Here is a 21957-nt window from a genome sequence, read left to right on the forward strand (position 1 = left end):
GTTATGGCGATTTCATTATCCAGTTACATGAAGGGTTTCTTCGATCTAACCAAGGCGATCGGATTGAAGGCCATATCCAGCGATTTCGCGTTCGAGATCGCCGGTTTTGAGGGGACTTATTTGCTGGTGAAGCAAGCGCCGTGGCCGGAACTGACGCCACAGGGCGAGATCGAGGTTCCGACCGTTCTCGGGGGCATGGCCTATCAGCCGCAACAGGTGAAGTTTGCCGGACAAGGCCCAATCTCGATCATGGAAACGCGCGCCGGTTCCGTCAATCAGTTGCTGGTTGGTCTGATTACCAAAAACCAGGGTGTTTTCGACGCGAAGATCTACGAAGGCACGCCCATGAAGTACATCAAGGCGAAGTCGATTCGCGATTGTTTTATTCAGCTGGACGCCCCGGATCGTGACTGGGAGAACCGTTCGCAGGTGCTGACCTTTTCCGGAACGCTGTTCTTCCACTATTTCGGCGACGACATGGCCGGTAATTCGACAGATTACCGTTAACACGCGTCATGGCTTCTATTTCCGCGCTGTCGGCTAGATTTTCCAAAGATGAGCGCCCTATCGGCATTGTTATCGACCCGGAAACGGTGCTGAGGCAAGCGCTGGCCGCGACGCGCATGTATGCAGGGTATGGGGTGCTGGAATGTGGGAACACCGGCGCTGAAATTACCGCCGATACCGATCTGAGCGATTCGGAGTGGGCGGTAATTCGTCCGCTGTTCCTTCTGTACGTCGAGCGCGAGTGCGCCATCCATCAGGAAGCGTCAAGGGCGATGGGGCTGGAGACTTTTGGACGAATGTCGTCGGAAATCTCCGGGGATATCGCCCTGGCCGAGCAGAATCTTCCTGGGCAGGCGTTCTGCTATACGGTCATCACGGTATGAATGTCACGCTGGAAAACGGCAAGCCTGTGCGCGGAGACCTGATCAAGTCGGTCATACTACGCTCGGACGCCACGCCGATACCATCCACCGTCGAAGCCGAGATTAGAGTAGACGCGGACATGCGCAGGCAGTTGGCGGAGGGGAAAAGATTTTATGCGGGCAAGGACGGCGACGCCTACCGCATCATAAACGACCCCTATTCGGCTGGCGGCTATTACCAGGGCGGTCACGACATGGGCGCGGTCAAGCTGATCGGCGTGCTGGATTGCTGCCACGCGGTTTCGTTTGTCCGTTCGACGGCGATCATCAAGGAACGCGCCACGCTATCGCAAATCTACCGGGCCTGCGGCGCGACGATAAAGGCAGTTGACGCCGACTTTCCGGTGCCACGCTTCGTATGCCCAATAGGCCAACCGCCTACCTTCCCCATCGCGCTGGCCCTACAGGAAGCGGGCGGAATTGTGCGCTGGAAGAGCGGTAAGCTCCGGTATTTCCGGCTGGCGGACCTGTTTACCCAAAAGACGGTCATGTCCATCAGAAGCGAGTCTGCGGAAGATGTTGGCAGCGGGTTTTCCGAGCGCCCCGAGATACCCTGTTTTTATTCTGTCGACGATGCGGGTCAAATTATTTTCGGCAATAGGGACAAGGCTCGGACGGCGCGTTTCGTGCCGGGAAAAAATATCCAGCAACTGCGCAATATGACGCGCTGCTTGGTCAAAAGAAAAATTGCCCAGGTAGGTTTCACCCCGGCGATTGCAGCGGGCGATTTAATCGACGTTGTGGGCGGCGCGCCGCTGGCGGTCGTGACCGCCGCCCATGTGTATCAGTCCGGCACGGATGGCAGCGGCAGCAATCAATACAGCAAATTGTGGTTATCGAGTCTGGAGGGGTAAGTGGAAAAAGGAGCGCTCATTGGCCGGCAACCGGCAGTCGTGCACAGTTACGACCCGGATACCCGTACCTGTATGGTAAAGATACCCGGCATCAGCGATGGCGGCGATACGCCGCTGGAGGCTGAAATAGAATATTCGCTGGGCGATAGATCGGCACAATCCGATGGTAAGATTGCAACCGAGGTCGAGATACTTTCCGGCGATACCGTATGGGTTGATTTCATCGGCGGCGATTCGCGCTATCCGTTAATCACCGGCTACCGTAACCCGCGCGTCGGCAACGACAAGGAGACGCGGCGCTGGCATCACCTCAATATTGCTCTTGAAAGCGACAAGGATACGATCATCAAGGCGGGGGGCAATGTAACGGTGATCTGCGAAAAGGATGTGTCGGTGCAGGCCAAGGGTGATATCAAGGGCAGCGCGCAGGGGTCAATATCCTGGGAGGCGCGGGGCGATATGTCGTTAACGGCGGGCGGCGCGATGAAAATCAACGGCGAAACAGTGGACTTAGGGTAATGGCCGGTATAGCACGCGTAAACGTGGACAGCGCCGGCGGTGTGATTACCGGGGCGCTGGCACCAAAGGTGCGAGTAAACGGCGCGCCGATCGCGGTTGTCGGGGCGACGGTTGCGCCGCACGGACAGTATCAGCATGCGGCGCCGGTTATGGTTCAAGGATCTTCCAAAGTCCGCGCGGGCGGACTGCCGGTATGCCGCGCCGGAGATGAGGCTAGCTGCGGGCATGTGGCATCCGGTTCGGATACAGTTTCAGCAGCATAGGGAAAAACAGATGAGCATCCAACACTTATTTTCATTCGCGGACTTATCGGTAAAGGACAAGGCGGCAAAGGCCGCGATGAAGTATTTCTCGCGCGCCGGCGCCAATGTCGCGCAGCAGGACGTTGACGGCAAAATCAAGCGGACGTCAGGTATCAACTACCGGGAAATGACTTTCACCTTCGATGATTCTCAAACTGTGGTAATGCGCATCAACGCGACGGGCGACGTATTCCAGGTACTCATCAACGGCGCGGTTACGCCGATCAAGAACCAAAGCGACCAGGTTGCGGCCATCGCCGAAATCGTGCAGAAGCTCAACGCCGGACGCATGAAGTTTCAGCAAAAGTTGGCCAAGGCGCAGGTGGCTATTCCGCCCGGCATCAAGACGGCGGCTCCGAGGATGCTGGAGGTACTCACGCAAAAGCGCGATGGGTTGAAATCCGCGATTCAGGCGGTCGTGGAGGAAATTGCCATCGTGACCGGATCGAACACACAAGCGGCGGGCGAATAGACTTGCGGCAAATTCGACAGGTAAACTCATCGGCGCTTACCCGCCCGCACTGATAAACCTAACCTAAATCCCAAGAAACGCCCTGATTTGCGCATCCAGCGCGTCGCGGTTTTTAAGCTGGCACTCCCAGATCACCAGCGCCTCCCAGCCCATCGTCTTCAGCGCGTCCAGCGCTCCGGCGTCGCGCGCCCGGTTTCGTGAGATTTTATTGGCCCAATAGTCGGCGTTTTCCTTGGGAGCGCGCGCGCCGCGTTTGCAGTCGTGCCCACGCCAAATCAGCCGCGCTGGGCATGTCGGTCGCCGCGAGGGTTTTGACATCGGCGGTTTTAAGCGCGCCCGCGCCCCAATTCAGCTCATAGCTACGGCTTTTTTTATAATCGAAGTCGTTGGCGAAAAGACATGTCCACTCCGGCCCCAGGCCGGCCCGCGCCATGCCGCCACCCGCGAAGAATTCATAAAACGTGTACTTTCCACGCCGTTTTGGTTGATAGCTGTTCATGGATTGTATGATAGCGGCAATGCGTTAAAGTGCAACCGCGCTGTAAGGTTTGAGAGTAATCTTTGACTAAGAACTAATCATACGCTTACCGTGGTGCAACCGGCTGAAATCGCCAGCGTATACTACGCGCTGGAGCGAGCTGCCTATCGTGCGGGGGTAGCGGGCGGCGCGGCATACCCGGCCAGCCGTTCGCTCAGCGCAGAATAGACAGTCCGTACCAAATTGTCTTATGTTCGCGCTATATTGCGGTGGTTAAGCCAAACCGGCGGAATGTATCCAATTGAGTGACAAGCCGCTTCTGGCCTGTACCTTTAGAATGTTAGGTTGGGTGTTTTTACTGTTGCGACGTTGCCCATTCTTTTACAAAAGCGGTCATCTTTGCTCTTGCCTCTGAATCTGTTTGCCCAAATACCTCGCCAAACTCATGCGATATTCTCTGTCTCTCACCACCCTGCATCACATACAAAGCCTGGACTTTCGCGGCATATTTGAAATCGCCTATCGGCCGTATTTTTTTCGTTGTCAGATACAGGTCATTTTCATCGATTTTCATATTTTTACCTATTGCTATGCGGCCTAGACACCCAAAGTAAATTATGTAGTGATTTTACTATATAAAACCAGTATTTTTGATTGGATAAAATGAGCCAAAATATCTCGTGGCTATCGTGGCTACTCAGGCACGGCGCTGCTTACAGCGCGTCTTTCACTCCCCAACAACGACTGGCTTAACCACTTGCGTCTGTCGGGTGACGGACGATTCCACCTCCCAACAAACCGGAAAACACAGGAAAGCCTCCAGCCACTCAATTGACAAAATAGCGCATGACCAAACAAATGCGCGCACATGGCCGAAAACCTTAAAACCAAGCTGATGAGCTTCGGCATGTCGGCGCGCCGCTTTGCCGCGTCGTTTTTGTCTCCGGCAAAGGAAATCACACAGGCCGATACCTGGATGTATGGCGCAGGTGCAACGACGGTTGCATCCCTGCTTACTTCCGGCAAGCGTCAAGCCAGAACGCGTCAGGTCATCTACCAGAAGTGGAGCGAGATGGAGGGAGACCCGCTGGTATCTTCGGCGCTCAAGCTTCAGGTGACATCCGCGCTAGGCGGGCATGAGACCAGCGGCAACACCGTATTCATCGAGAAAAACCCGAAAATCGGCGCGGACCAGCGCAAGGGGAAAATCGTCGAGGAAATTTCTAAGGATCTAACCCCGCTGCTGAACCGCATCGCCTTTACCATGGCGTACACCGGAGCGGCCTTCGGCGATGCCTACGCACGCATCTACACGAACTCGAGCGGCGTCGTCGATATTTATACCGATGAAATGGTGCGCCCTCCCCTCGTCCAGCCGTTCGAGCGCGCCAGTAGGACAGTCGGGTTTGCGGTCTATGTCGGGGAGCGCAACTTCGAGCGCCTGGATATATCGCAACTGGCGCGCCTGAAAATGCCGCGCACTCAATGGGTGCCGCAGTACGGCGTGGTTGAAAAGTCCCTCCGGCTGGCGTTGACCGAGGACGATGTGGACAATCTGCCGGTCATGCCGTCTATGGTCGGCGGCTCCATGCTCTACAACGCAGAGCCCTCATACGACAACCTCATCGCCTCACTACTCGGGCTGGTTGGTCAGCGCTGGATTGATTCCATCGACGAGCAAATCCTGATGCCGAACCTGGAGTCCATGACGCGCGCCCAGCAAGAGCGCTTTGTTTCGTCGCTGAAATCAATGTTGCAAGCCTCCAAGGAGCGCGCGGAACGGGCGGTGCGCGATGGCATGCCGATCATGGAGCGCATCCGGCACATTATCCCGGTCTTCAACGAAAAACAGATGACCAGTCTGGCGCCGGCCAATGGCGGTGGCACAAACCGCACGGCCAGCATCAGCGTCGACGACGTATTGCTGCACGCCAAGATGATGGCCGGGGCGCTGGGAACCGATCTCGCCATGCTGGGCTTTGCCGACCAGTTGTCTGGCGGGCTGGGCGAAGGCGGCTTTTTCCGCGTGTCCGCGCAGGCGGCTGAAAACGCGCGCACCATGCGCAACGCCCTGGCTGAACTCTACAACGGCATCATCGACATCCACACGCTGAAACGTTACGGCATGGTGTTTGGCGAGCATGAGCGCCCGTGGACCATCAATTTTTACGGTTCCATATCGGCGCTGGCGGCTGAACAGCAAAAGACGCGTAGCGACGCGATGAACGCCGGCATGATGCTGGTGCAGACGATGCAGGGGTTTAAGGACATGGGCGCGGATCAGGAAATGATGGAGGCATTTCTGTCGAAAACGCTGCTGGTCGATGAAGATCTGGCAAAACAGTATTCGGCGATCGTCAAAGCGCCCAATGCAAATGAACCGCCAAACAATCAGGAATAGATCCACGAGGTATTTATGAATTGGAAAGCAGATATTGTCCGAGTAGTAACCGGCATTGAAGAACTTGCATCCGCCCAGGATGAGGCCGCAATACGGGAATCAGAACGCCGCAAGGTGTTTAACGAGCAACGGGATCATGCGCTGTTCGTATTGCGCAACGGTGCGAACGAGTTTTGTCGTGAAGCCAGGGTGACGGGCATTGATGCCTTCGTTAAAACCGAAGAAGACGGATTTTCGGTAACTGCAAACATCCGAAATGCCAGCGTTAAACTATTCGTGCTGGGTCGTGCGTCAAGTCAGGACTGGCATGTATTTTACACGGCATCCATCAAGCCGCAGGCGGGCCGCAAAATTGATCTTCCAGCCACTTTTATTCAGGTGTTCGACGAAGTAACGATTCCCGAGTTGATGACGAAACTCCTGGATAAAACGCTGTAACGATCATGAGCCTTTTTAACGAAATTGCATCGTCGCTGGCCCAGAGTACCGGCATCGGCGGCGCGCTATCGAGTCTTAACGCGCAGATTAACGCATTTACCGGCATGAATCCCGCCACTGCTGCGATGGCCGCGCAAGCGCGCGGCATGGCATCTACCGCGGTGGCGCAGTTGGCGAACAAATACACGCCGGCAGTGGTGAAGCGCATGGATGCGACAATGGGGGCAAGCGGTTACGGCGGATTGCTGGGCGGCGGGACCAATTCAGGCAATGTGCTGGATGCGATGGGCGTCACCACCTATTCAGCCGTAAACGGACTATCGTCCGTGAACAGCCAAGCACCTGGGGCTATCAGCATTCGGGGTTTTGACGGCAACCCCAACCCGCTATTCGGCGGCATCAGCATGGCCGAAGCCCGGCAAATTTACCAGGAAGCGCAGTCAACCCGGTTCGCCAAGAAAAACCTGTTCCTGATTGACGTGTCCAGCAGGCTCAAGGGCAGTATTTCCAACTTCAACCTGTTCGTTACCGACATCGAATACGCGCCGTTCACCATCACCGGGGAAAAACGCCGGGTGGGATCGTCGGTGCTGGACAGCGTGCAATCGGGCGAACCGGTCGAGCTGCGCATTACCACGATGGACGATCAGGCGGGGACGCTGAAAAACTGGTTTCAGGCGCACTGCATGGCCGCTGTTGCGCTGGACGGAACCGTGGGGCTGCCGGAGCAGTACGCCATTAAGATCGTGATTACCCATGCGTTCATCAAGCCTGCATCCGGGGCGTATACCGACACTGGGCTTTACCGGCCCGCCAACATAGAATTCAGTCTATCGCGTAGGGAAGACGCCCTGCAGGAGATTCAAATGTCATTTTCTCAGCTCGATACATTCATGGCGCCCTAACTATGAGCAAACTAAACCACGACGCAGCTGGCTTTCTGATTGGCGACAAAATTGATCTTGGCAAGGAAATAGCGCTGCTTGAACGCATTCGGGCGGATGTGAGCGCGATACGCGCGGCCTTCACCGGGGTAAAACCTTCGGCAACCGAAGCGGCGGCAAACAAGCTGTCACGACAGCAAAGCAACCTGACGCATATAGCGGAACCGCGCGCGCGGGGTGACGATGGCCGCTTTATTCGGAAACAGCCCGCCGCCGAGCCGAAAGGTCGAAGCGATACGAAAGGCGTTTCTGTCGTCATCAACCAGCCCGCCGACGCGAAGCCCAATAAAAAATATGATGTGTGGCCGCAACTGCAACCGTCGGTATCCACAAAACCACGGCGCGATAAAAGCGGTCGGTTTGCCGCGCAAAACAATGGCGACGGCGGAAGTAATCCTCGCGAGCCAAAGGAAACCCCAAAAGACCGCGCGCTACTCGCCAAGCTGGCCGAACGCGTCACCGATACCGCGCGGAACAGCGTCCAGGGCATGGGCGATGTTGATCCCACCCTGAAGGCTCTCGGCGAAGTCGCCGAACCGCTAGGGCGCGGATTCAAGAGCATAACCGGCATCGGCGAAGGCAAGGATAAGTCCAAGGAAGGCTGGTTCAGGAAAATCTTTGGCGCGCTGCAGGGACTTCGCAGCGAAGACTCGGCATTCAACAAAGCCGCAAAGAAAAGCCTGAAGGCGATAGAAGACAAGCCGATTGCGGAAGGCGGCGGCAACGGCGGCGGTTTGTTTAGACTGATCGGCGGACTGCTGAGCAAAATACCCGGCATAGGCCTGGCTGGCCGTTTACTGGGCGGGGCCGGAACCGCTGTTGCCGGTGGAGCCCTGAGAGCCGCTGGCGGCATGGCGCGCGGCGCGGCAAAAGTTGCGGGCAATGTCATCAATAAAATTCCCGGCGTAGAAAGGCTTAAAAGGGCTATCGGCGTCAGCACAAGCGATGCAGTGGACGCATCAGCCGGAACTGCGGCTAAGTCCACCAAGGGCGCGCCCTCCGTTGCCAAGTCAGCGAGCAAGTTTGGCGTCAAGTCGCTGGGTAAAGGCTTGCTTAAACGCATTCCGATCATCGGCGCGCTGGCGGGTCTTGGCATGGCGGCGTCCGATATCTACGCCAACGAAAACGATCCTGAGAAGACCCCGGAACAAAAGCGGGAGGATAACTTCAAGGCTGGCGGGTCTGCTGTTGGCGGCATGATCGGCGGTGCTATAGGCATGATCGGCGGCCCGCTTGGAGCTGTAGTCGGCAGCATGATTGGCGACCAAGTGGGCGGCATGATCGGCGGTTGGTTGTCTACCTTCAGTTGGTCCGCGATAGGCGACCAAATCACATCTACATGGACAAGTTCAGTTGAAAACCTTAAAGGCGTATGGACAACGGTAACCGATGGCGTTTCAACCTGGTTCAAAGAGAACTTCGGCGGCGCTGTCGAGCGTATCAAGGAGGTTTTCGGTAGTGTTAAAAACGCTTGGGACGGCATCACCGAGCAAGCGGGAAAAACCTTTGACTCCTTCAGCAATTTGCTCAAGGACAAATTCGGCATTGATGTAAAGAAAATTACCGCAGATATTACGGAGGGTGTTGTCAATGCGGTTGAAGGCACCAAAGAGTTCATGGACAGAACCGTGGATTGGGGTAAGGATGCAGCCTACGAAGGCAGGAAAAAAGTTAGTCAACTGCGGTTTAATGATGTCGATGCCGCCTTAAAGATGGATGCTGGAGGAGATACCATAACCGGACTTTCAGATTCCCAGACCAGGGCGTTTGCCGCCAACACCATGAAAAGTGAAAGCGGTGGTGACCAAAGAGCGGTGAATCAGTTTGGTTTCTCTGGGCAATATCAATTTGGAGCCGAGGCCTTGGCCGAAGAAGGGTTGATTGATGAAAAAAAGATGCACGCGGCCAGAAACAGCATGTCTTCTGCTGAGTGGTGGAAAGGCGGCGGTCATAAACGGTTTCTAGCCGATAATTCAAACTGGACAATAGCGGGTGGACAAGAAGCGTTCTTGGCCGACAAACAGCTCCAAGACAAAGCGTTTATATCATTTACAAATAAAAATATTGCTAGGGGGATTGATGCTGGAGCCATATCAAAAAACTCCAGTCCCGAAATGATCGCAGCTTACGCCAAAGCAGCCCACCTTAAAGGCGCTGGCGGGGCAAACAAGCTGTTCCTTGATGGAAAAAACTCGGTAGATGCAAATGGCACATCCGCCAAGACATACGCCAATGAAGGAGCCGCAGCCATGCGCGAGCTTGCTGGAAAGGTTGAATCAGCAAAAGCCAGCCAAGCTGCGGCCGCACAAAAAAAAGCAGCGGACGCAAAAGCCAATGCATCCGACGTACCAACCATGGCCGACGTGTATCAAGCTGATCCCAAGACGCCACCTACCAATACGCCGCAACAATCGACGGATGCAAAAAAATCAGCAGATGCAGCGGCCAACACATCCGACGTTCCTACCATGGCTGACGTGTATCAAGCTGATCCCAAGACGCCACCTACCAATACGCCGCAACAATCGACGGATGCAAAAAAATCAGCAGATGCAGCGGCCAACACATCCGACGTTCCTACCATGGCTGACGTGTATCAAGCTGATCCCAAGACGCCACCTACCAATACGCCGCAACAATCGACGGATGCAAAAAAATCAGCAGATGCAGCGGCCAACACATCCGACGTTCCTACCATGGCTGACGTGTATCGGGCAGCACCAGCGCCCCAGCAGATGCCTTTCATCAACAATAAGCCCTCCCTGCCCGTCGTCAATGTGTCGGCGCGAATGCCATCCGCTCCGGCCATGCCACCTATCCCTACCCCCAATCCATCGCCGGAAATTCAAATACCGCTGACGGGCTTCGGCGAGAACAGGAACATCACGGTAGTGGCCCCGCCCGCCGAGGTCGGGCAAGACCTGAGTGATCGGCGTATTGCGCACATCGTCACGGGCGGGTATGGCAGGTATTAACCGTGTATAGCTGTGCCCCGATAGTTGCGCCCATCAATTTTTGATACACTCAACGTGGGAATCGATTATTCTATACTACAAGACGATAACAACAAAAAACTCAGGTGGACACAATGTTCAGCGAACGAAAAGCGGCGCAAATGGCGGCGTATTTCCTAGCAAAATCGCCAGACCGAAAGATGCCGCACCTTAAGCTCATGAAGATGCTGTACCTTGCTGACCGGGAGTCTATCCTGCGTAGCGGCTTCCCTATTACCGGTGATCACTTTGTTTCCATGCCACATGGTCCTGTGCTATCCATGACGCTAAATCACATGGATGGCGATGTTGAGTCATGCCCGGGCGGGTGGGAAGAATGGATTTCAGATAAAGAGAATAACGAGCTGTCACTGCGGAAGGCATTCGAAAATGATGACCTTGATGAGCTATCTGAGGCCAATATCGAGATACTGTCTTCAATATGGGACACGTTTGGCTCCATGGGGAAATGGGAGATTCGCGACTGGACGCACGATAATTGTAAGGAGTGGGTGGACCCGCACGGGTCATCTAACCCTATAACTTACAAAAGTGTTGCCGTTGCCCTCGGGTTTAGCAGTGAAGCGGCCAGTAATCTCGATTCGCGCATACGAGATGAAATCGAAATAGAAGGTATTTTTGCGGCTCTATGAAGCTGTTTCTGCCGCTCAAAAAAGCAACGATCCTCGTGCCTTCTGGTCCCGTTCACGACATAAATCGCAAGCATCTTTTTGTTATCCTGGCGAATCACCCAACCGGCGACACCCCTGAAAGCAGTGTTTTACTGGTGTCGGTATCCAGCATAAAACCGGAAATACCTTACGACAACGCTTGCGTTCTCAGACCGGGAGACCATCCATTTATAAAGCACGATAGCTTTGTGGTGTATGCCCGAGCACGAATTGAAAATACCAACGCAATACTCCGTGGCGTCAACGATGGCAAGCTTATACCCCAAGAGCCCATGAGCCAACCGGTTTTCGACAGAATTTGCACAGGCTTAACGGTATCGATTCATACGCCGCGAAATATCAGAGATTTTTTCGAGGTACTTAACAAGCGCGCTGTAACAAGCACTCGTATTATCTCGTAATCCGTAGTTTTCATTTTTTAATAGCCGCGTCCCTGCGGCTGGATTACCCGATTCACCAAGCCTTGCTCAACTCATCCGCGCAGAAACCCCGCGCCTTTTCCCGGTACTGAGGCGACAGGTTCATGGTGCGCAGAAACGTCGCCATCAGCGCGGGCATGGTGGCGATGCCTTCGGATATGGAAGTCAAGCCCAAGGTAGACAGGTATTCGTCCACCAGCTCTCGCGTTAGCGGCTGGATGTTGCTCTGGCCGTTTTCGATGGTCAGCAGGTAGTGATTACGTCCGGCAGCCGAAGGGAGAACCCTACCCAGTAACCGCTCCCCTATTGTCTGGAGTATGCGCGCAGCGGCATACTGCACGCGCCTGATTGATCCCAACTCGATATCCCTGCAATGCGCCCATAGGGTTTCGCTCGGCAGCAGTATCAACTCAATCGCCATTTGGTCTTGCGGGCTGGCATTGCAGTAATGCTCGAATAGGGATTGTTTGAGGGAGACGTCCGGGGTTGCTTCCTCGGCCGGAATAAACTCACCTTCCAGCGGCAACCGAGCGACCAGAGAGCAAACATCGGTAAACGACTCGGCGGGAACCTCTTTGTAGCTGCATCCGAACTTGGACTTGATCGACGACCAGCACTTGATGGCGGCCTTGGCGTGTTTGTCTTGCGGCAGTTCGGCAACGCGGGATTTTACCAGCGCCTTGATGACGTCCTGCTGGTCGGGCGTCAGGCAGCCGGGTAGCGCCTTCTTGGTTTTGGGCTCGCGCTTCGCCTGCCCTTTCGTCCAGTAATCCCAAAGCGCGTCATCGCACTCGTTCTGGTACATGATGATGGTGTCGCGCAGCTCGGGGCGCACTTTGTTCGGGCTGATGGTGGCGAGCCAGCCGGCGAGTTTGCGGAGGGGCATACAAATCATCTTTTGAAGACCGCCAAGGGAAGGTATAACGATTTCCGTTATACCCCACCTCGCTTCATTGCCGCGCAGCTTTGCAAGCTGGGATTGCCAAGCAAGGCCCATACCTTCGACGATGGTTTTCATCGGCGTAAAAGGCTGATTCTCGTGGTCAATGACAAATAATTCTGTACCGTGGAAACTGACAGTTAGTGGTTGTGCAGTCATGGCTTTGCTCCTGATAGTTTAGTAAATATCGCCAATATGAGGGCGAGCGGGACTCAACTACCGCTATCAGGCGGCGGGCATATTCCCCTTGCGGGTCTTGTATTTTGGCCTCTCATCCCGCCCATAGATAAATTTTGGGCGAAAAAAAACCGCTAGGCTGTCGGGTGCGGAAGGCCGCTGATAGGAAGTAGTGAGGGAAGCCTACACCCGAAAGATTGCGAATGTCAAGCTGTCAATTTCGACAGGTTACGCTCCCTCAAGCGCTTGATAAAATGCGAACCTCCGCGCGAAAACAGCATTAACTTCTATGCGAAAATCTTTTATTCAGAGCGTACTGTCCACCAAAAGGCAGCGGCAACGTTACTACTATTTCAGAAATGGCGCTGCTGGCCTTTGTGGCGTTGCCGCATACGCACATCTGGGTGGTGGTGGACTGGGCGCTTCCCTTGGGATTGCTGCAGCCATATTATCTTATTTAACTATAGCCCCCATTATCGCTTTCTTAATTTGTTTATTTGAACAAATGAGCTCATAGAAATGGATCTTAAAACAATACTAATTTTGGCAGCTACGACAATAGTAGCATGGAAAATACTCAGCTATTTTGTACGCCTGTACTTTAGAAAAAGACGTAAAGCGCGATTACTGGAAAAGTACGATGACGAGGAAATTGTATGTTTAATCATGAATCGCAAGTTCTGGCAAGGACAAACACCGGAACAACTTATAGATTCTATCGGGCAACCCCACGATATAGACAGAAAGGTTCTCAAATCAAAAACAAAAGAGACATGGAAGTATTACCAAGTACGCAAAGGACAATTCTCTTTAAAAGTTTACTTTGAAAATGACATTGTCATAGGATGGGAAAAGAAATAATGATACACATCACAAAAAAAACAATTACATATTCATTATTTATTTTATATTCTGTTTTATACGGTTATTCACTTAGCGCTTCAGCAACCACACTTGAAGAACTTGCAAGCGTGATTTCTCTTCCTGAAAATGCAGATTATTCAGCAAATGACTGGTCATCAACTGATGGTGTATCCGGTGTAAAATGGAAACAAAAAGGCATACAGTCAAACCCGTCAGGTTCGTTTACGCGCACTGGAAAAACAACTCTCGATAAACTAGGGCCTGCTATCGTTACCTACATTGGCCCCAGAACAATGATCTTCGCTATTCATGTCGATATTGATAAACCAATGGTTTCCGATGAATACAAAACAATACTTTCATCGCAGTTCAAAAAATCTACAACAATACATACAATTCGTGATAATTGTAAAGATGAAGGACCGTCGTCATCTTCTGGAGTATATGAAGCAATCTTGACCGGAAAGAAGCCTGTATATATTTTAGTCGAAAGCTCATCCGGTGCGAGTGGCATGGATGGAACGACTGGTTTTGATATTTCTCTTGCGTCTGAAGACAGATGGAAGTGTAGTCCATGAGTAAAGTGCGAAGAACCCGAAATTAAAATACCGCTGCTGACGGGCGGATATGGCAGGTATTAACTGTAGACCCGCCTATCAAGCGGGGGATTACGTGCGCCCCTAGCACTCTATCCTGCCTAAAGTCGGTCAGATACAGGCGTCAATAATATTTGCGCGTTAATAACATATTTGTTACCGTGCAACCATGAACTACACCATCACCTACTACAACGAAGCCGTTGAAGCCGACATACTGGCGTTACCCGCCACTTTGCGCGCACGATACTTCAGCTTGTCCGACCGCATGGAGGTTTATGGCGCGAATTTGGGCGAGCCGCATACCAAAGCGTTTGGTGATGGTTTGTTCGAGCTGCGCATGAAAGGTGCCGAAGGAATCGCCCGCGTTTTCTATTGCACCTTGGTAGGTCGCCGTATCGTGATGCTGCACAGCTTCGTCAAGAAGTCGCAGAAAACCCCGCCGAAAGAGCTGCGGATTGCTGTAACTCGTATGAATGAGGTTAAAAATGAACCCTGAACGCAAACCACCCACGATGACACACGCAGAATTAAAAGCAAAAGCCTTGGCAGACCCGGAAGTACGCGCCGAATATGAACGGCTGAACCGCGAGGAATTCGCCATTTTAGATGAAATCCTGGCCGCGAGGCGCGAAGCAGGACTGACCCAAGCGCAAGTAGCCGAACGCATGGGCACCAAAGCGCCCGCCGTGGCCCGGCTGGAATCTTCTCTGGCATCCGGCAAGCATTCCCCGAGTATAGACACGTTACGCAAGTACGCTGCGGCGCTCGGAAAACGCCTTGAAGTGCGTTTCGTGTCGTGACTCGACGCCACACGGAAGGATAGCACCCGAAAGATTACCACTGTCAACCTGTCAGAATTGACGGGTATCTGCGCATTAAGCTGCTTGATAAAATGCAGGTATATGAATGCTAATCTAATATCTGGAGGAGAAATGCATAAAGCAGGCGGAATAATTGGCATTATTGCTGGGATATTTGGAATTATTGCAGCAGTAGCTACGCTATTTTTTGGTGGCATAGGTTCTGCGTTCGAGGCAGAAGGAGCAAAGACAGTAGTTGGCCTTGGCTGGGGAGGGGTTGCTTTCTCCTTTCTCTCTATTATCTTAGGTGCCGTCGCATTCGCTCGCCCAAAGGCGGCAGGTATCGGGCTCATTATCGTCTCTATCCTTGGAGCCATTCTAGGGGGTACGCTAGTAGCAGTATGCATGGCCTTGTCATTGATCGGCGGCATTCTTGCCCTCATTGGGGCAAAAAATGAAGCCCAAACTACTCATCAACATAGCATAAGCGACTCCCCCCCTCCTCCCCAAACAAAAAAATACACCTGGATATGGTGGACGGCTGGTGCAGTGGTATCAATTATCGTACTCTCAATGGTTGGTAGCAATGATGCGCAATTACCAAAAGTTGATCCAATAGTAGATCTTGCAGGACAACAGCCAAGCGACTTACATCCAGATGGTGAGTTGTCTGACATATTCGCACTTGGCAGTAAAAATACCGAACTCCAGCGCGAAAATAAACTTAAAGAGATAAAGGGGAAAGTAATCCAATGGGAACTACCTGTCTATGAAGTATCACGATCTCATGATGGATATAAGGTTCAGACCAAATCTAGTATACGCATCGGTCAGTACGGTAAAAATGCTGTCGGGGTATTTATCTATATAACCCCGAGAAACGATGACGAAAAACATAAAATTGAATCTTTAAAAACTGATGACATCATAAAATTTAAAGGGCGTATTGCAGGGACTTCCATGCGTTCTTTAGAAATAAAACCAGCGATACTTTCCAATAACAGCACTGCAACTATTAATAAAATTGAACCGGCCAGTACCGCTGACATTAACACTGATAAAGAATTTCCTATAGTTGGGGAAAAAAACCAATTATCAGATCAGAGTCAACCGGCTGAAACTGTATCTACTGCTACGGGCACTCCAGCACCAACGACTCCAGCAGCCCCTGCGCTTCATTCAAACGATCCACTGCCCGGAGAGTGCAGTGAAATTCAGTCCTGTATTGAGCAAAGCCTAAAAGCTGCTCGGGATAATAACATTGACATTGTGCGCCATATCGCCTCGCGCATTGACTCCCTGCCCAAACCTGAACTGGGAAATAAAGTACAGAGTAGAAAACTCAATGCGCAAGGACTGGAAACATTCAAGGCAGGCGACTACAACAATGCCGCAGCCTACTTCCAAATGGCTCTGAAAGAAAACCCTCGTGATGCCGAACTGGAGGCTAATCTTGGTTCAGCGCTGACCGAAGCGGGTCGCGCCGGTGAAGCGGTTACTCCGTTTTTATCTTCGCTACAGCTTGATCCACGGCGTTCATGGACGTGGGCTCCATTGGCTGAGGCGTATGTGGTAACGGGACAGCAGGATAAAGCTGGGCGGTTTCAAATTCCAAGTGCAACGGTTGTTGATTCGCACATAGCCTCATCCTTTTGGCAATTATGCAGGAATTCGGCATAAACTTCCAAGGGGGTTCTAAACCCGAGAATTTTTCTCGGTCTCGTGTTCAGTCTGTATGCGATTTCATCCAGTTGCTCCTGCGAGTAGGTCGACAAATCGGTTCCTTTGGGTAAATACTGGCGCAGTAGTCCATTGGTGTTCTCGTTACTTCCGCGTTGCCAAGGGCTATGAGGGTCGGCAAAGTAGATGGTGATGCCCGCTCGCTCACTGAGCGTTTTATGGCAGCTCATTTCCTTACCTTGATCATAGGTCATGGTTTTGCGCATCGGCTCATGGACACGGTTCAATGCGTTACTGAAGCCTTCCAGTGCGGCTTCAGCCGTGCCGGACGTCATAGCCGCCAGCATCACAAGGCGGCTGCTACGCTCGACCAGCGTGCCTACCGAAGAACGATTGCCTGACCCCTTGATCAGATCACCTTCCCAATGCCCTGGAACCAGCCGGTCTTCAATCTCCGGTGGACGTACATGCAAGCTGTTCATATCAGGTATCTGACCACGCCGATCGGTTCCTCTGGCGCGAGGACGTCTGCCCGTGTGAGATTGCCGCAAACAGCTCAACAGTTCGCTGCGTAATTCACCGCGTGGGAAGGCATACAGTGCGGTGTATATCGTTTCATGTGACACCGTAAGGGCTCCCTGCTCTGCATACACGCGCTTGAGTGTGCCAGAAATCTGTTCAGGCGACCAACCTTCATGCAGAAAGTAATCGACTACGCCAAAAAGCAGGCTATCCGGTAATAATTTGCGCGGCTTTCGAGCCATATGGCGTAACTGCCTCGCTCGTATCCCCGCCGTACCTGCGCAATAGCTACCAGACTTGACTGGATTGCGTAACAATTCGCGACTGATCGTTGACGGAGATCGCTGTAATCTCAAAGCCATCGCCCTCAGGCTATGTCCATCTGACTTCATCAACATGATCGCGGCACGATCCTCTGCACTTAAGTGATTATATTTCTTTTCCATTGCAACACCTTATCATAGTGTTGCACTTGTATTTTGAGCCCGCCCTGTTTCCGCCTTGTTGCTTTCCTATTATTGGTCGTCTAATCGCGAAAAAATAGCCAATTTCTACAAGGAACACGCCGAAAAGGATGCCATACAAAAACCGGATAAGGCCGCTGCCTATCGCACCGCCTACAGCATAGTAAATAACGGCGGAGTTAATACGTCCAGCTACAAAATAACGGAAATGGGAGTTTCATCCCCAACGACATCGGCGAAAGATGCGCTTGATGAGGCAAACAAACAAATCAATATTGTTTGGAATGGAACAACAAAACAAAATAGAGCATTGCTTTTGCCGGAGCAACGGGAATGGTTAAAGATACGCGAACAGGAATGCCAGATTCAAGCCGCAAAAGATGAGCCTAATAACTTCGTGGCTCAAGACGCGGCTCGCATGAATTGTATGGCTGCGATGACGCACGAAAGAACAAGGGTTCTGAGACAAAAGATTGTTTCTATGTCAGGCGGCACGCGCGGTTGATCTCCGATCATAGACTGCGCCGAAACAAGCCCAATAGTTGAGCGATCGGCGCACTGCGCCATCGTGACGGGCGGGTACGGCAAGGTTATACCCCCTATTCCGCCGCCTTGAGGTCAATCCCCTCAATATTTTGAACGATGTTTTTTCCGGCACAATTTACGGTGGCAACCAGTTTACCATCTACTTCCACGTTTACCCCAGCCTCGATTGCGTGTTTATCTGAAAGCCGGTCAGATCCCCAAAAAACGCCATAAACGGTATTACCGTTTGGAATATTTACCGTATACGTCAAATAACGTCCCACCCCGTTCCACTGCGATGTCGATGCTTCACTCCGGGGTGATCGTACTACTATTTCCGGCTTCAAATTTGGCTTACCGAAAGAGTAGTCTATCGATTTCCCTGAATCACAAACCTCGATTAGTTTTCCGCTTTTGGTTAAACAGGAAAATACCTTTTTACTCCCGCTATCGCAGTCCGCCATCACAGTAGAGGAAAACAAAAGACCGAAAGTTGCTGATGCAAGCAATAGCATCTTAGACATGGTTGCTCCTTGAAAATGGGGGGGATGGAAACGGCTGGGCCATCGCGCTTATGCAACATCAATCATGCCGCGCGGCATGAAGCTTATCCCAAGCGCCCACACAATCCAACCAAATCCGCAGACAATGTTTAGCCAATTTTTCGGAAAACCTCGCAATCGACCTCGCATCACGCCGCATACACTTGCGGCATGTCTACGATAACCGGAAATGATGTACAGGCAATGGTCGGACACTGGCTTAAAACGCCGGTGGGCGGATACCTTGGCTCATCATATGGAAGCAACGCGAAGGAAATGCTTCAGGCGCCCCAAGCCTCCGGGGTAGCCGATAACTTCCTGCGTAAACTGCGCGCCGATGTCCCGGTGCTGTCCGCGTTGCCGGGCGACGCGGTAAATCTGTATGCCAGAGCCACGCCCCCAGATCGTACCGATCTCTTCATTGATATTTCCGGTCGGGCAATACAGGTAGGCGACTGATGTATACGAAATCAGACTTTCAACAAGCGGCCAGGGATACGATCAACAACTATCCCGCTATCGCGCCACTGTACCAAGCCGGCGATCCGCGCATACATCAGCCCATCGACGCGATGGCGACCATGCTGGCGATGGTGTCGGGACAGGTGGAAGTGGCCCTGTCCGAGCCGTTCGAGAAGGTTCGCGACGCCACCATCCTGGCTGACGCGGCGTTGAAAGGGATTATTCGTAAGGCGATTCCGGCGCGAGTAAGCGTGTCGGCCACCAATAAGAATGCCACGCCATTCGACTTGGCTTCTGGCGCAACAATCATCGACTCGAACGGCAATCCGTATATCGTCGAAACACCGATCACCATTCCACCCGGCGTAACCGCCGCTTTCAACGTCGCGCAGTACAAGCTTCGCACAATAAGTCATACCGTGAGCGGTAGCGCGCCGTTTTATTCGATAGAAATTCCGCCCTCTCTGGAGGACTTATTTTTGGCTGGGATCACGCTGAGCGATTCCAGCGGCAATTATTACGATTACGCGCCGAAATTTACCGGCATTGCCGCGGGCGAGCGGGTTTATCACATCGAAATAGACGAGTATCAGCGCATGTTTATCCGGTTGGGCTACGCCGGCGTGGTCGGTTACCAGCCCGTTGATGGCGAAGGCTTCACCATTTTGCTGTCCGAATGCGTTGGCGACGTGCGTCCGGCCAATGGCAGCCCGTTTTCATTCGAGTACCTGTATACGCCCCAATATTCTTTGGTTGATTTATCCATGGGCTCCTTGTTATCTCCTGGTGAAAATCCGCCTGACATGGCTACGCTACGTGATTTATGCCGCTATCCATCCGTTTATGACGAGTCCGCGGTTTACCTGGGTGAGTTTGATTTCGTTATCCGGCGGAATATAACCGGACTTTCCTTTCTATCCGTGTGGAACGAAACGCTGGAAGAAGCGGTTCGCGGTCATAGCATCGACAACATCAACACGCTGTTCGTGGCGCTGATTTCTTCAGCCGGCGGCGAAACGTTCATGGATGAGCCCGATCCATCGCAACCGGTTTCACCGCGCGTAATTCCGGTAGACGCCCTGACAGGCGTACAGAAAGACGTTTTGAACATCATCGTGAATGCGGATAACAGTTATCGCGTTCGATTTATTACGCCGATTCGCGCAAAAATTGCCGTGTCCATCAACGCGACCATCGCAGCCTCTTTCGATACCGAAGCGGTGCGCGCGCAAATCATCACCCTATTGTTAAGTGCTTACGGCGTCAGTACCGCGGTAGCCCAGCGCGGACGGTTAAACCCACTTTACCAGATGGTTTACGACATGCTGCGCAAAAATGTTTCCGCGCTTCGTGATCCGGGCAGCGATTTCACCGTGCAAATCGCGCAACCGCCCAACCCGATCCGCCCGGAACACTGGCGCTATATCTCCGAGGACAGTCTTACCGTCAACGTGGCGCGCACAAACACCATCACACCCTATTGGAGACCCTCATGATCGGCGGCACTCCCGTAGAAACGCTTGGGCCGCTGAGAAACAGCTTTGTCGTCGATGAAGTTGAAAGCGAGCTGCGACAGCTTTTTCTTGACTTGTACGACGCCCATCTTTCCCCGCAGGTCGCTGATGAGAACGTCCTGGGCGTCGCGCATCTGGGCTCGATGGAACTACTCAACCGGGCGATGCAGGCGGATGGCTTGGCGCTGCCCAATCGCGGAAACGCATTGGCGTACCAGTATCTCTATCGCGCGTGGAAGGGCAGAAACTCCGGGCGCGGTCTTGAGTTTTTGCGAACCGCCATGCAACTGATCTGGCCTACCGGCTGGGAGCTGGATCAAATGATGCAGCTTAAGTCGGCGCCCTACCCTGCCGCCTTGTCTCCTGCATCGACTACCGGCAACGATGATGACAAGTTTTTGACAAGCCGCGTCCGGGTACTGGTCGATAACACCGAAAACGATTTTCATGATATCGACCAGCTCGCTCCCCTGCTCCGGACAACCACGCCGGCGCGCATAACGCTGTATTTCTCCATTCTGAACCGAATGAAAATTCAGCCAACGGCCGGGGCCGCCATCGGACGACAAGCGCTTAGATCGAAGATTTCGAGCGCGATAACGGGCTCTGGACGTATCCAGGCCGGCGTGTCTCCCACGGCAACCGGTAGCTTCAGCGATCATCGCGGCGCGAAACGGGATGTCATGGGTAGGTTATTGCGCTCCGCAGAACTGCGCATGGCTAATCAACGCCCCTTATTGCCACCGTCCTTGACCCCGATCATGGTGACGGCCGCCATCGCAGAGCGTATCCAACAGGAAATGGCGCGCATCGCCAACAGCACGATTAAAGCGCCTGCGCTGGTTGCGGGCGTCGCGATGCACGGCTCGGCGGTCGACGATCCGAACCGGCCCAGCGCGACCATTTCGGCTCAGATGCGGCGCGCGGCGGGCGCGAGCCTGCTGGGCCATTTCACGGATCAAACCCGTAGCGTCAGAGTAAACGGCGCACGCCGAATAGCCGCCGGCGTCCGCGCGCATAACCAGCGCGCTTTATTGCCGCAATCGATGATGCCGATTCTGGTGTTTGAGGGGTTGTCGCTGGTTAAGGGCGGGCTGCGGACAGGCAGCAGCAGCATGCTGGAGCGTGCCTACGCGGTGTCCGCAAACAGCGGTGCGCATCCCGTATCGGTGGCAACCGAACAACACACGGTCATAACCAGTGATGGCCCCTTGCAGCCCCACTGCAGCAGCGTGCAGGAGCGCGTCACTGGCGTAACCGTCAACGGCAGCGAGCATCCCACTTCAGTTGCAACCGAGCGGCACACGGCAGCGGTCTGCGATAGCGGTATATCCGGTCTGAAATCCTCCTACGAATGGGAGGGGGAATGGGATGGGCGCTACTGGGACGGCAACGTGTCATTTTTCTACGATTCGACGACAGGCTAA

The 21957-nt window shown here is 53.2% G+C and carries 28 protein-coding genes; 22 read left to right on the forward strand and 6 right to left on the reverse strand.

Translation table 11 applies throughout. The features are described 5' to 3' along the window. Positions 1-3 precede the first annotated feature (3 nt). Genes F6R98_RS10630 through F6R98_RS10655 form a run of 6 tightly spaced genes read left to right on the forward strand, consistent with a single transcriptional unit; the run spans position 4 to position 3076 of the window. On the forward strand, positions 4-507 hold the full coding sequence (locus F6R98_RS10630; protein ID WP_153248761.1) for a hypothetical protein: 504 nt from the start codon (positions 4-6) through the stop codon (positions 505-507). 8 nt (positions 508-515) lie between these two features. Then, the gene (locus F6R98_RS10635) at positions 516-890 is read left to right on the forward strand and encodes a hypothetical protein (protein ID WP_153248760.1); all 375 of its coding nucleotides are present in this window, start codon (positions 516-518) and stop codon (positions 888-890) included. Then, positions 887-1783, forward strand: coding sequence for a hypothetical protein (locus F6R98_RS10640; protein WP_153248759.1), 897 nt, complete (start codon positions 887-889; stop codon positions 1781-1783). Before F6R98_RS10635 ends, F6R98_RS10640 begins: the two co-directional genes overlap by 4 nt. Further along, the gene (locus F6R98_RS10645; RefSeq protein ID WP_153248758.1) at positions 1784-2302 is read left to right on the forward strand and encodes a hypothetical protein; all 519 of its coding nucleotides are present in this window, start codon (positions 1784-1786) and stop codon (positions 2300-2302) included. Further along, on the forward strand, positions 2302-2565 hold the full coding sequence (locus F6R98_RS10650) for a PAAR domain-containing protein (RefSeq protein WP_153248998.1): 264 nt from the start codon (positions 2302-2304) through the stop codon (positions 2563-2565). The genes F6R98_RS10645 and F6R98_RS10650 overlap by 1 nt, the downstream gene beginning before the upstream one ends. Positions 2566-2575: 10 nt before the next feature. Further along, positions 2576-3076: a defense against restriction DarA-related protein gene (locus F6R98_RS10655; RefSeq protein ID WP_153248999.1), complete on the forward strand. Its 501-nt coding sequence runs from the start codon at positions 2576-2578 to the stop codon at positions 3074-3076. Between the two features lie 63 nt (positions 3077-3139). On the opposite strand, the gene F6R98_RS10660 is transcribed toward F6R98_RS10655, so the two are convergent. Continuing rightward, on the reverse strand, positions 3140-3394 hold the full coding sequence (locus F6R98_RS10660) for a hypothetical protein (protein WP_153249000.1): 255 nt from the start codon (positions 3392-3394) through the stop codon (positions 3140-3142). Positions 3395-3678: 284 nt separating this feature from the next. Here F6R98_RS10660 and F6R98_RS22760 point away from each other — a divergent pair, with 284 nt between their 5' ends. After that, positions 3679-3735, forward strand: a complete 57-nt coding sequence (locus tag F6R98_RS22760) for a DUF4113 domain-containing protein (RefSeq protein ID WP_407079310.1) — start codon at positions 3679-3681, stop codon at positions 3733-3735. 174 nt (positions 3736-3909) lie between these two features. Here the strand turns inward: F6R98_RS22760 and F6R98_RS10670 are convergent, their stop codons facing one another. Next, on the reverse strand, positions 3910-4128 hold the full coding sequence (locus tag F6R98_RS10670) for a hypothetical protein (RefSeq protein ID WP_153249001.1): 219 nt from the start codon (positions 4126-4128) through the stop codon (positions 3910-3912). 294 nt (positions 4129-4422) lie between these two features. Here F6R98_RS10670 and F6R98_RS10675 point away from each other — a divergent pair, with 294 nt between their 5' ends. Genes F6R98_RS10675 through F6R98_RS10685 form a run of 3 tightly spaced genes read left to right on the forward strand, consistent with a single transcriptional unit; the run spans position 4423 to position 7298 of the window. Continuing rightward, positions 4423-5955: a hypothetical protein gene (locus tag F6R98_RS10675; RefSeq protein WP_153249002.1), complete on the forward strand. Its 1533-nt coding sequence runs from the start codon at positions 4423-4425 to the stop codon at positions 5953-5955. Between the two features lie 15 nt (positions 5956-5970). After that, positions 5971-6393 (forward strand): hypothetical protein, encoded by a 423-nt coding sequence (locus F6R98_RS10680; protein WP_153249003.1) that lies wholly within the window; start codon positions 5971-5973, stop codon positions 6391-6393. Positions 6394-6398: 5 nt separating this feature from the next. Beyond that, a complete protein-coding gene (locus F6R98_RS10685) occupies positions 6399-7298 on the forward strand; it encodes a hypothetical protein (protein ID WP_153249004.1) in 900 nt (299 codons plus the stop codon). Positions 7299-7465: 167 nt separating this feature from the next. Here F6R98_RS10685 and F6R98_RS10690 read toward each other — a convergent pair whose 3' ends face one another. After that, positions 7466-7648 (reverse strand): hypothetical protein, encoded by a 183-nt coding sequence (locus F6R98_RS10690; RefSeq protein WP_153249005.1) that lies wholly within the window; start codon positions 7646-7648, stop codon positions 7466-7468. Positions 7649-7825: 177 nt separating this feature from the next. Between F6R98_RS10690 and F6R98_RS10695 the strand changes: the two genes are divergently transcribed. The 3 genes from F6R98_RS10695 (at position 7826) to F6R98_RS10705 (ending at position 11423) form a co-directional block, all read left to right on the forward strand. After that, on the forward strand, positions 7826-10312 hold the full coding sequence (locus F6R98_RS10695; RefSeq protein ID WP_153249006.1) for a hypothetical protein: 2487 nt from the start codon (positions 7826-7828) through the stop codon (positions 10310-10312). A gap of 113 nt (positions 10313-10425) precedes the next feature. Then, positions 10426-10983, forward strand: coding sequence for a Panacea domain-containing protein (locus tag F6R98_RS10700; RefSeq protein ID WP_153249007.1), 558 nt, complete (start codon positions 10426-10428; stop codon positions 10981-10983). After that, positions 10980-11423: a hypothetical protein gene (locus tag F6R98_RS10705; protein WP_153249008.1), complete on the forward strand. Its 444-nt coding sequence runs from the start codon at positions 10980-10982 to the stop codon at positions 11421-11423. The genes F6R98_RS10700 and F6R98_RS10705 overlap by 4 nt, the downstream gene beginning before the upstream one ends. A 52-nt stretch (positions 11424-11475) precedes the next feature. On the opposite strand, the gene F6R98_RS10710 is transcribed toward F6R98_RS10705, so the two are convergent. Beyond that, on the reverse strand, positions 11476-12540 hold the full coding sequence (locus tag F6R98_RS10710) for a phage antirepressor N-terminal domain-containing protein (RefSeq protein WP_153249009.1): 1065 nt from the start codon (positions 12538-12540) through the stop codon (positions 11476-11478). 537 nt (positions 12541-13077) lie between these two features. Between F6R98_RS10710 and F6R98_RS10715 the strand changes: the two genes are divergently transcribed. The 5 genes from F6R98_RS10715 (at position 13078) to F6R98_RS22035 (ending at position 16501) form a co-directional block, all read left to right on the forward strand. Continuing rightward, entirely contained in the window at positions 13078-13419 is a 342-nt protein-coding gene (locus tag F6R98_RS10715) for a DUF2845 domain-containing protein (RefSeq protein WP_153249010.1), read from the forward strand. Further along, complete coding sequence (locus tag F6R98_RS10720) at positions 13419-14000, forward strand: hypothetical protein (RefSeq protein WP_153249011.1); 582 nt, start codon at positions 13419-13421, stop codon at positions 13998-14000. Before F6R98_RS10715 ends, F6R98_RS10720 begins: the two co-directional genes overlap by 1 nt. A gap of 187 nt (positions 14001-14187) precedes the next feature. Further along, positions 14188-14517 (forward strand): type II toxin-antitoxin system RelE/ParE family toxin, encoded by a 330-nt coding sequence (locus tag F6R98_RS10725; RefSeq protein ID WP_153249012.1) that lies wholly within the window; start codon positions 14188-14190, stop codon positions 14515-14517. Then, positions 14507-14821, forward strand: a complete 315-nt coding sequence (locus F6R98_RS10730) for a helix-turn-helix domain-containing protein (RefSeq protein WP_153249013.1) — start codon at positions 14507-14509, stop codon at positions 14819-14821. The genes F6R98_RS10725 and F6R98_RS10730 overlap by 11 nt, the downstream gene beginning before the upstream one ends. 132 nt (positions 14822-14953) lie before the next feature. Then, complete coding sequence (locus F6R98_RS22035; protein ID WP_228124830.1) at positions 14954-16501, forward strand: tetratricopeptide repeat protein; 1548 nt, start codon at positions 14954-14956, stop codon at positions 16499-16501. Here F6R98_RS22035 and F6R98_RS10740 read toward each other — a convergent pair. Continuing rightward, the gene (locus F6R98_RS10740) at positions 16426-17469 is read right to left on the reverse strand and encodes an IS30 family transposase (protein WP_153247527.1); all 1044 of its coding nucleotides are present in this window, start codon (positions 17467-17469) and stop codon (positions 16426-16428) included. The genes F6R98_RS22035 and F6R98_RS10740 overlap by 76 nt on opposite strands. Before the next feature lie 55 nt (positions 17470-17524). On the opposite strand from F6R98_RS10740, the gene F6R98_RS10745 reads away from it, so the two are divergent. Continuing rightward, positions 17525-17992, forward strand: a complete 468-nt coding sequence (locus F6R98_RS10745; protein ID WP_153249014.1) for a lysozyme inhibitor LprI family protein — start codon at positions 17525-17527, stop codon at positions 17990-17992. A gap of 94 nt (positions 17993-18086) precedes the next feature. Here the strand turns inward: F6R98_RS10745 and F6R98_RS10750 are convergent, their stop codons facing one another. Beyond that, positions 18087-18536, reverse strand: coding sequence for a hypothetical protein (locus F6R98_RS10750; protein ID WP_153249015.1), 450 nt, complete (start codon positions 18534-18536; stop codon positions 18087-18089). Between the two features lie 189 nt (positions 18537-18725). Here F6R98_RS10750 and F6R98_RS10755 point away from each other — a divergent pair, with 189 nt between their 5' ends. The 3 genes from F6R98_RS10755 to F6R98_RS10765 are packed head-to-tail and all read left to right on the forward strand — an operon-like array spanning position 18726 to position 21957. Further along, positions 18726-19013 (forward strand): hypothetical protein, encoded by a 288-nt coding sequence (locus tag F6R98_RS10755; protein ID WP_153249016.1) that lies wholly within the window; start codon positions 18726-18728, stop codon positions 19011-19013. After that, positions 19013-20512: a hypothetical protein gene (locus tag F6R98_RS10760; protein ID WP_153249017.1), complete on the forward strand. Its 1500-nt coding sequence runs from the start codon at positions 19013-19015 to the stop codon at positions 20510-20512. Before F6R98_RS10755 ends, F6R98_RS10760 begins: the two co-directional genes overlap by 1 nt. Continuing rightward, positions 20509-21957 (forward strand): hypothetical protein, encoded by a 1449-nt coding sequence (locus F6R98_RS10765; protein WP_153249018.1) that lies wholly within the window; start codon positions 20509-20511, stop codon positions 21955-21957. The genes F6R98_RS10760 and F6R98_RS10765 overlap by 4 nt, the downstream gene beginning before the upstream one ends.

Source organism: Candidatus Methylospira mobilis (genome assembly GCF_009498235.1).
GTDB lineage: Bacteria > Pseudomonadota > Gammaproteobacteria > Methylococcales > Methylococcaceae > Methylospira > Methylospira mobilis.

Coding starts and splice junctions, on each gene's coding strand:
- F6R98_RS10630 (WP_153248761.1), top strand. CDS start 4: ATGGCGATTTCATTATCCAGTTACATGAAGGGTTTCTTCGATCTAACC.
- F6R98_RS10635 (WP_153248760.1), top strand. CDS start 516: ATGGCTTCTATTTCCGCGCTGTCGGCTAGATTTTCCAAAGATGAGCGC.
- F6R98_RS10640 (WP_153248759.1), top strand. CDS start 887: ATGAATGTCACGCTGGAAAACGGCAAGCCTGTGCGCGGAGACCTGATC.
- F6R98_RS10650 (WP_153248998.1), top strand. CDS start 2,302: ATGGCCGGTATAGCACGCGTAAACGTGGACAGCGCCGGCGGTGTGATT.
- F6R98_RS10655 (WP_153248999.1), top strand. CDS start 2,576: ATGAGCATCCAACACTTATTTTCATTCGCGGACTTATCGGTAAAGGAC.
- F6R98_RS10660 (WP_153249000.1), bottom strand. CDS start 3,394: ATGTCAAAACCCTCGCGGCGACCGACATGCCCAGCGCGGCTGATTTGG.
- F6R98_RS10670 (WP_153249001.1), bottom strand. CDS start 4,128: ATGAAAATCGATGAAAATGACCTGTATCTGACAACGAAAAAAATACGG.
- F6R98_RS10675 (WP_153249002.1), top strand. CDS start 4,423: ATGGCCGAAAACCTTAAAACCAAGCTGATGAGCTTCGGCATGTCGGCG.
- F6R98_RS10680 (WP_153249003.1), top strand. CDS start 5,971: ATGAATTGGAAAGCAGATATTGTCCGAGTAGTAACCGGCATTGAAGAA.
- F6R98_RS10685 (WP_153249004.1), top strand. CDS start 6,399: ATGAGCCTTTTTAACGAAATTGCATCGTCGCTGGCCCAGAGTACCGGC.
- F6R98_RS10695 (WP_153249006.1), top strand. CDS start 7,826: ATGGGCGATGTTGATCCCACCCTGAAGGCTCTCGGCGAAGTCGCCGAA.
- F6R98_RS10700 (WP_153249007.1), top strand. CDS start 10,426: ATGTTCAGCGAACGAAAAGCGGCGCAAATGGCGGCGTATTTCCTAGCA.
- F6R98_RS10705 (WP_153249008.1), top strand. CDS start 10,980: ATGAAGCTGTTTCTGCCGCTCAAAAAAGCAACGATCCTCGTGCCTTCT.
- F6R98_RS10710 (WP_153249009.1), bottom strand. CDS start 12,540: ATGACTGCACAACCACTAACTGTCAGTTTCCACGGTACAGAATTATTT.
- F6R98_RS10715 (WP_153249010.1), top strand. CDS start 13,078: ATGGATCTTAAAACAATACTAATTTTGGCAGCTACGACAATAGTAGCA.
- F6R98_RS10720 (WP_153249011.1), top strand. CDS start 13,419: ATGATACACATCACAAAAAAAACAATTACATATTCATTATTTATTTTA.
- F6R98_RS10725 (WP_153249012.1), top strand. CDS start 14,188: ATGAACTACACCATCACCTACTACAACGAAGCCGTTGAAGCCGACATA.
- F6R98_RS10730 (WP_153249013.1), top strand. CDS start 14,507: ATGAACCCTGAACGCAAACCACCCACGATGACACACGCAGAATTAAAA.
- F6R98_RS22035 (WP_228124830.1), top strand. CDS start 14,954: ATGCATAAAGCAGGCGGAATAATTGGCATTATTGCTGGGATATTTGGA.
- F6R98_RS10740 (WP_153247527.1), bottom strand. CDS start 17,469: ATGGAAAAGAAATATAATCACTTAAGTGCAGAGGATCGTGCCGCGATC.
- F6R98_RS10750 (WP_153249015.1), bottom strand. CDS start 18,536: ATGTCTAAGATGCTATTGCTTGCATCAGCAACTTTCGGTCTTTTGTTT.
- F6R98_RS10755 (WP_153249016.1), top strand. CDS start 18,726: ATGTCTACGATAACCGGAAATGATGTACAGGCAATGGTCGGACACTGG.
- F6R98_RS10760 (WP_153249017.1), top strand. CDS start 19,013: ATGTATACGAAATCAGACTTTCAACAAGCGGCCAGGGATACGATCAAC.
- F6R98_RS10765 (WP_153249018.1), top strand. CDS start 20,509: ATGATCGGCGGCACTCCCGTAGAAACGCTTGGGCCGCTGAGAAACAGC.